6 protein-coding genes (1 of these 6 only partly in view) are annotated in these 6,846 nt (G+C 73.8%); 4 read left to right on the forward strand and 2 right to left on the reverse strand.

Features of this window, described 5'->3' with window-relative positions; genetic code table 11:
- Positions 1-60 precede the first annotated feature (60 nt).
- On the forward strand, positions 61-1,914 hold the full coding sequence (gene ilvD, locus OHB09_RS18595) for a dihydroxy-acid dehydratase (RefSeq protein WP_006142128.1): 1,854 nt from the start codon (positions 61-63) through the stop codon (positions 1,912-1,914).
- A 285-nt stretch (positions 1,915-2,199) separates the two neighbouring features.
- Here the strand turns inward: ilvD and OHB09_RS18600 are convergent, their stop codons facing one another.
- Positions 2,200-4,464, reverse strand: coding sequence for a protein kinase domain-containing protein (locus tag OHB09_RS18600; RefSeq protein WP_328918634.1), 2,265 nt, complete (start codon positions 4,462-4,464; stop codon positions 2,200-2,202).
- 144 nt (positions 4,465-4,608) lie between these two features.
- Here OHB09_RS18600 and OHB09_RS18605 point away from each other — a divergent pair, with 144 nt between their 5' ends.
- The 3 genes from OHB09_RS18605 to proC all read left to right on the forward strand — a co-directional run bounded on the left by OHB09_RS18605 (position 4,609) and on the right by proC (position 6,561).
- Positions 4,609-4,956 (forward strand): peptidase, encoded by a 348-nt coding sequence (locus OHB09_RS18605; protein ID WP_167794212.1) that lies wholly within the window; start codon positions 4,609-4,611, stop codon positions 4,954-4,956.
- Positions 4,957-5,015: 59 nt separating this feature from the next.
- Complete coding sequence (locus OHB09_RS18610; RefSeq protein WP_407077333.1) at positions 5,016-5,609, forward strand: EamA/RhaT family transporter; 594 nt, start codon at positions 5,016-5,018, stop codon at positions 5,607-5,609.
- Positions 5,610-5,748: 139 nt separating this feature from the next.
- On the forward strand, positions 5,749-6,561 hold the full coding sequence (gene proC / locus OHB09_RS18615; protein WP_006142132.1) for a pyrroline-5-carboxylate reductase: 813 nt from the start codon (positions 5,749-5,751) through the stop codon (positions 6,559-6,561).
- Between the two features lie 54 nt (positions 6,562-6,615).
- On the opposite strand, the gene trpS is transcribed toward proC, so the two are convergent.
- A protein-coding gene (gene trpS / locus OHB09_RS18620) for a tryptophan--tRNA ligase (protein ID WP_006142133.1) crosses the window boundary here: on the reverse strand, positions 6,616-6,846 show its final stretch. Its footprint extends 768 nt past the window's final position; 231 of the gene's 999 nt are visible here — the last part of the coding sequence; its start codon lies off the right edge, out of view; the stop codon is at positions 6,616-6,618.

Genomic DNA, 6,846 nt, shown 5'->3' on the forward strand with positions numbered 1-6,846 from the left:
CACCTGGATGACCGGCGTACGCTCGACGGCAGTCATCACCCCCCGAAGGAGCGAGCGACGATGCCCGAGCTGAGGTCCCGCACAGTCACCCACGGCCGCAACATGGCGGGCGCCCGCGCCCTTATGCGCGCCTCCGGTGTACCCGGCGCGGACATCGGCCGTAAGCCGATCATCGCGGTCGCCAACTCCTTCACCGAGTTCGTGCCGGGCCACACCCACCTCCAGCCGGTCGGCCGGATCGTCTCCGAGGCCATCACCGAGGCGGGCGGCATCCCGCGCGAGTTCAACACCATCGCCGTCGACGACGGCATCGCGATGGGCCACGGCGGCATGCTCTACAGCCTGCCCTCCCGCGACCTGATCGCGGACAGCGTGGAGTACATGGTCGAGGCGCACTGCGCCGACGCCCTGGTCTGCATCTCCAACTGCGACAAGATCACCCCGGGCATGCTGATGGCCGCGCTGCGCCTCAACATCCCGACGGTCTTCGTCTCCGGCGGCCCCATGGAGTCCGGCCGCGCCACCCTGGTCGACGGCACGGTCCGCACGCTCGACCTGGTCGACGCGATCTCCGACGCCGTCAACGACAAGATCTCCGACGCGGACATCCTCCGCATCGAGGAGAACGCCTGTCCGACCTGCGGCTCGTGTTCCGGCATGTTCACCGCCAACTCGATGAACTGCCTCACCGAGGCCATCGGCCTCTCCCTCCCCGGCAACGGCTCGGTCCTCGCCACCCACACCGCCCGCAAGGCGCTGTACGAGAACGCCGCCCGCACGGTGATGGACATCACCCGCCGTCACTACGAGCAGGACGACGACACGGTCCTGCCGCGCAACGTCGCCACGTTCGCCGCGTTCGAGAACGCCATGGCGCTCGACATCGCGATGGGCGGCTCCACCAACACGATCCTGCACCTGCTCGCCGCCGCCCAGGAGGCGGGCGTCGAGTTCGGCCTGGAGCAGATCGACGCCGTCTCGCGCCGCGTCCCCTGCCTGGCCAAGGTCGCCCCCAACGTCGCCAAGGACCGCACGTACTACATGGAGGACGTGCACCGGGCCGGCGGCATCCCCGCCCTCCTCGGCGAACTCCACCGCGCCGGTCTGCTCAACGAGGACGTCCACTCCGTGCACAGCCCCTCGCTGTCCGACTGGCTCAAGAGCTGGGACGTGCGCGGCGGCTCCCCGTCCCCCGAGGCGGTCGAACTCTGGCACGCGGCCCCCGGCTGCGTCCGCTCCGCCGAGGCCTTCTCCCAGTCCGAGCGCTGGGAGGCGCTCGACACCGACGCCGAGGGCGGCTGCATCCGCTCCGCCGAGCACGCCTACTCCAAGGACGGCGGCCTCGCGGTCCTCAAGGGCAACCTCGCGGTCGACGGCTGCGTCGTGAAGACGGCCGGCGTCGACGAGTCCATCTGGACCTTCGAGGGCCCCGCGGTCGTCTGCGACTCCCAGGAGGAGGCCGTCGAGAAGATCCTCACCAAGGGGATCAAGGACGGCGACGTCGTCGTCATCCGCTACGAGGGCCCCAAGGGCGGCCCCGGCATGCAGGAGATGCTCTACCCGACCTCGTACCTGAAGGGCCGGGGCCTGGGGAAGACCTGCGCGCTGGTCACCGACGGCCGCTTCTCCGGCGGCACCTCGGGCCTGTCGATCGGCCACGCCTCGCCCGAGGCGGCCTCCGGCGGCACGATCGCCCTCGTCGAGGACGGCGACCGCATCCGCATCGACATCCCCGGCCGCACGATCGAGCTCCTCGTCGACGACACGGAACTCGCCCGCCGCGCCGAAGCCCTCGACGGCGCCTACGCCCCCCGCAACCGCGACCGCAAGGTCTCCACCGCGCTGCGCGCCTACGCCGCCATGGCCACCAGCGCCGACAAGGGCGCCGTCCGAGACGTCACCAAGCTGGGCTGACGCTCTCACCCAGAAGGGGCGCGGGAAACCGCGCCCACGGACGGGTGCGGTTCCCGTCGAAGCCGGGTCCAGCCCCCAAGGGGCGCGGGGAACCGCGCGACAAGCCGCCCACGACCCGCACCCGCCGACGGGCGGACCCCCTCAGGGCCGTGAAGCGCCCGAGGGGGTCCAAGGGGCGCAGCCCCTCGAAGGGCCCGGGAAAAGCAGGGGCGGCGGGGGCGAGAACCCCACGGCCACCGCCCCACCCGGCTCACCCCCGGAGGGACCGTCACCCCGGGGGGACCGTCACCACCCGGCGGGATCCCCCACCCCGAACACCACCCCGTCCGGCGCCGCCCCGACGACCCGCCCCCCAGCCACCACCGGCACCGCCAACGCCCCCGGCAGCGACCCCCGCGAAGCCCCCATCCGCACCCCCGTCTGCCCCAGCACGACCCCCCGCCCCGCGTCCACCGCCACCAGCCGGCCGTCCGCCGCCATGAAGTACAGCCACCCCCCGGACACCACCGGCGCGGACGCCAGACTCACGGACGTCTCCAGCCGCCACTTCTGCCGGCCGGCGGCCCCGCCAGTCGCCCCACCGTCCGCCCCACCCGTCGCCCCCGCCGTCTCGACGGCCACCACCGCACCCCCGCTGGCCAGCAGATACACCGTCTCCCCGTGCACGACCACCTGCGCCCCCGGCAGCGGATACCGCAGCGCCACCCGCCGCACCGCCCCGCTCGCCCTCTCGTACCGCACCACACCGTCCGTGTACGAGGAGGTGTCCGTGGAGGTGAACCACACCGTCCCGCCCCGCGCCCCGACGACGGTCAGTGCCCCGTCCATCCGCCACCGCTCGCGCACGCCCCCGGTCGCCGGATCGACGGCGGTCACCGAGGTCCCGCCCCCCTCGGCGCTCCGCGTCACATAGGCGAGCCCGTCCCCGAACACCCGGAAGTCGGGCAGCGTCTGCCCCGGCAGCGCCCGCCGCCACTTCACCGCCCCGGTCGCGGAGTCCAGCGCGGTCACCCTCGAGTCGGCGCCGGTGAGCAGGACGACCCCGCCGGCGTGCGCGAGGCGCCCCGCGTACGGCGTGATGTCCCGGCTCCAGCGCGTCCGGCCGGTCGCGGGGTCGAGGGCGGTGAGCCGCTTCCCGCCTCCTCCGACGACGTGCAGCAACCCCCCGGACAGCTCCGGGGTCCCGGCCCCCGCACCGGTCTTGCCCGCCCGCACCCACAGGGTGTGCCCGTCCTCGGGATCGACGGCGGCGGCAAGGACCCCGTCCCGCGTGCAGTACAGCCGCCCGCCCCCGGCCACGCAGTGCGCCATGCCGCGCGCGGTGACGCCGGGCGCGTGCAGGCGCACGGTCCACGGCCGGGCCGAGGCACCCGCGGAGGCCGTCCCGTGTCCCGCCCCGCGCTCGTCCGCCCCCGAACCCGCGAGCACGGCGACGCCGCCCCCGACGAGGGCGAGCACCGCGGCGACGGCACCTCCCACCCCCCACAGCCGCCCCCGGGACCACTCCCTCGCCCGCCCGCGTCTCTCCGTCCGGGACCCCGGCATCGCACCGGCCGCACCCGCGGAACCTTCCCTACCCGCAGGACCTTCCGCGCCCGCCGCACTCCCCGCCCGGTCCTCGACGGGCCCCTCGCCCCGCTCCCCGGCCGTCACGGTCTCCGACCCGGCCTCCAGGAAGGACACGTCCCGCTGCGCCGGTATGAACGCCTGCGTGTCGTACGCGGCCGAGACCGACCGCAGCGCCGTCATCACCTCGTCCGGCGTCGGCCGGTCCTCCGGCTCCTTGGCCAGACAGCGCGCGACGAGCTCCGCCAGGTCCTCCGGCACTCCTGTCAAGTCCGCCTCGTCGTGGACGACTTGATATGCCACGAGGTACGGACTGTCGGAGTGGAAGGGTCCCCGCCCCGTCGCCGCGTGCACCAGCACCGAGCCCAGCGCGAAGACGTCCGCGGCCGGCCCCACCTCCCGCGGCCTGCGGAACTGCTCCGGTGCCATGAACGGAGGGGTCCCGATCAGCTTGCCCGTCTCCGTGCGCAGCTCGCTGTCCGAGGGCCTGGAGATGCCGAAGTCGATGACCTTGGGCCCGTCCTCGGCGAGCAGGACGTTGCTGGGCTTGAGATCGCGGTGCACGACACCGACGCGGTGGATGTCCCGCAGCGCCTCGGCCAGCCCCGCCATCAGCCGGCGCAGCCGCGCCGGGGGCAGCGCGCCGTTCCGTTTCACATGCTCGGCGAGGGTGGGCCCGGGGATGTACAGGGTCGCCATCCACGGCCGTTCGGCCTCCGGATCGGCGTCGACGACGGAGGCCGTGAACGCGCCGCTGACCCGCCGCGCGGCCGCGATCTCCTGCCGGAACCGCCCTCTGAACTCGGGGTCCTGGGCGTACTGGGCGTGCACCACCTTCACGGCGAGGCGCAGCCCCGAGGTGGACCGGGCGAGATGGACGACGCCCATGCCGCCGGAGCCGAGCTCGGCCTCCAGCCGGTACTGCCCGGCGTATTCCGGACGCTCCGCTTCCGGTTCGGTCCCGGCGTTGCGCCGTGGCGGCATCAGTCACCCCCGTGCCTCGCGTCCGCTTGCGCGACGCGCCGAGCCTAGTCGATGCCACGTACGAATCCCGTAGGGCTTGCTAGCCTCGGCGGCGCCAGGACGATTGGCGTGAAATATTCTCAACTCGCATACGGGGGAGGCCACATGGCCACGGAAGAGATCACACCGGAGAGCACACCGACAGCGGCACCCGAACTCCTCGTCGAGCCCCTCGGGGAGGCGGTGACGGCGGCCGCGGAGGCGACCAAGCTGTACCCCATCGCCCCCGGCGTCGAACTGCACGTGCGCAGCGGCCCGGGCGTGAACTACAGCATCGTCAAGACACTGCGCGCCGGCTCCAGCGTCCCGATCATCTGCCAGCGCTCGGGCGACACCGTCAGCGGCTACTACGGCACCTCGAAGATCTGGGACTGCATCGGCAACGCGCAGTTCGTCTCCGACGCCTACGTCAAGACGGGCAGCGACGGCTACGTCGCCCCGCGCTGCTCCTGACCCCTTCCGCCGCCCGCCCTCCGACCAGGGGCGGGCGGCGGCGGAGCGATAATCGACCGGTGAGCGAACGAAACGGGCGGAACGAACGCGTGGACGGGCAGACCGCCGGCAGGCGCGAGGGAGAACCCCCGGTCGAGGTCGGCGAGGCCCCGGGCTCCCGTGACGCCCCGGGCTCCGGCGGCGGCCCCCGTCCCGAACCCCTCAGCTTCTTCGGCACCACCTGGCTCGACCACGAGGGCGGCCCCCGCGGCTACGCCGTCCGCCGCGTCGCCGTCTGTGTCGGCTCCCTCGCGGCGGCGGCCCTCGGCTGCCTCGTCCTGCGCCTCGCCTACGAGGGCCTGCGCATCGCCGACGTCGGCAGCGCGGTGACCGTGCTGATGGTCGTGATGTTCGCGGTCTGCAGCGCCCTCGCGTTCAGCCACACCCGGGGCGCCTTCACCCGCCGTCCCGACCCCGACCGCCAGGCGTCCCTGCGAGGTCTGCTGGCCATCGGCTTCATCGGCTCGCTCCTCGCCTACTTCCTGCGCTCGCTCAAGGAGGCGCCGGGCGAGTCGCTGCACCGCGAGGAGTACGAGGAGGCCCGCGCCCGCCACCGGAAGCGCGCCGGCCGCCGCACCGGCAACCCCTCCCGCAGACGCCGGGGCAAGGCGTAGGGGGTCCGTCTTCGGGGGCCCGCCCCGCCCGCCTCCGCGCACCCCTGCCCGTCCGCCCACCGGACGCCGCCTCCCCGCCCCCGCCCCCGGTGCAAAGATGACCAAAGACGACGCGCACCCCCGGAGGGCACCCCACGCCATGACCCAGAAAGTCGCAGTCCTCGGCACCGGCAAGATCGGCGAAGCCCTGCTCAGCGGGATGATCCGGGCAGGCTGGACCCCCGCGGACCTCCTCGTCACCACCCGCCGCGCCGACCGCGCCGAGCAGCTCCGCACCCGCTACGGCGTCACCCCCGTCACCAACGCCGAGGCCGCCAAGTCCGCGGACACCCTCATCCTCACGGTCAAGCCGCAGGACATGGGCACCCTCCTCACCGAGCTGGCCCCCCACACCCCCGCCGACCGCCTCGTCATCAGCGGCGCCGCCGGCATCACCACCGCCTCCCTCGAGGACCGCCTCTCCCCGGGCACCCCGGTCGTCCGCGTGATGACCAACACCCCCGCCCTGGTCGACGAGGCGATGTCCGTCATCTCCGCGGGCACCCACGCCACCCCCGAGCACGTGGCCCACGCCGAGGAGATCTTCGGCGCCGTCGGCAAGACCCTCCAGGTCCCCGAATCGCAGCAGGACGCCTGCACCGCACTCTCCGGCTCGGGCCCGGCGTACTTCTTCTACCTGGTCGAGGCGATGACGGACGCCGGCATCCTGCTCGGCCTGCCCCGCGACAAGGCCCACGACCTCATCGTCCAGTCCGCGATCGGCGCGGCCACGATGCTCCGCGACAGCGGCGAACACCCCGTGAAGCTCCGCGAGAACGTCACCTCCCCGGCCGGCACCACGATCAACGCGATCCGCGAACTCGAGAACCACGGGGTACGCGCGGCACTGATCGCGGCCCTGGAGGCCGCCCGCGACCGCAGCCGCGAGCTGGCCTCCGGCAGCAACGGCTGACGTCGGTCCCGACCGTTCCGGGGCACCGCGCACACGCGCGGCACCCCGGGACGCTCACCCCGCGGGCAGCAGCCCGATCGCCCGGTACGCCGCGTCGACCCGGGGCCGCGCCACCTCCCGGGCCCGCTCGGCCCCCGCCCGCAGGACACCCTCGAGGTACCCCGGATCGGCGCACAGTTCCCGATGCCGCTCCCGCACCGGCCGCAGCACCTCGACCACCGCCTCCGCGACATCCCGCTTCAGCGCCCCGTACGACTCGTAGGCCGCCGCCAGCTTCTCGGGCTC

Origin of the sequence: Streptomyces griseoaurantiacus (assembly GCF_036189845.1) — a bacterium.
In the GTDB taxonomy this organism is placed as follows: domain Bacteria; phylum Actinomycetota; class Actinomycetes; order Streptomycetales; family Streptomycetaceae; genus Streptomyces; species Streptomyces griseoaurantiacus.

Coding starts and splice junctions, on each gene's coding strand:
- ilvD (WP_006142128.1), top strand. CDS start 61: ATGCCCGAGCTGAGGTCCCGCACAGTCACCCACGGCCGCAACATGGCG.
- OHB09_RS18600 (WP_328918634.1), bottom strand. CDS start 4,464: ATGCCGCCACGGCGCAACGCCGGGACCGAACCGGAAGCGGAGCGTCCG.
- OHB09_RS18605 (WP_167794212.1), top strand. CDS start 4,609: ATGGCCACGGAAGAGATCACACCGGAGAGCACACCGACAGCGGCACCC.
- proC (WP_006142132.1), top strand. CDS start 5,749: ATGACCCAGAAAGTCGCAGTCCTCGGCACCGGCAAGATCGGCGAAGCC.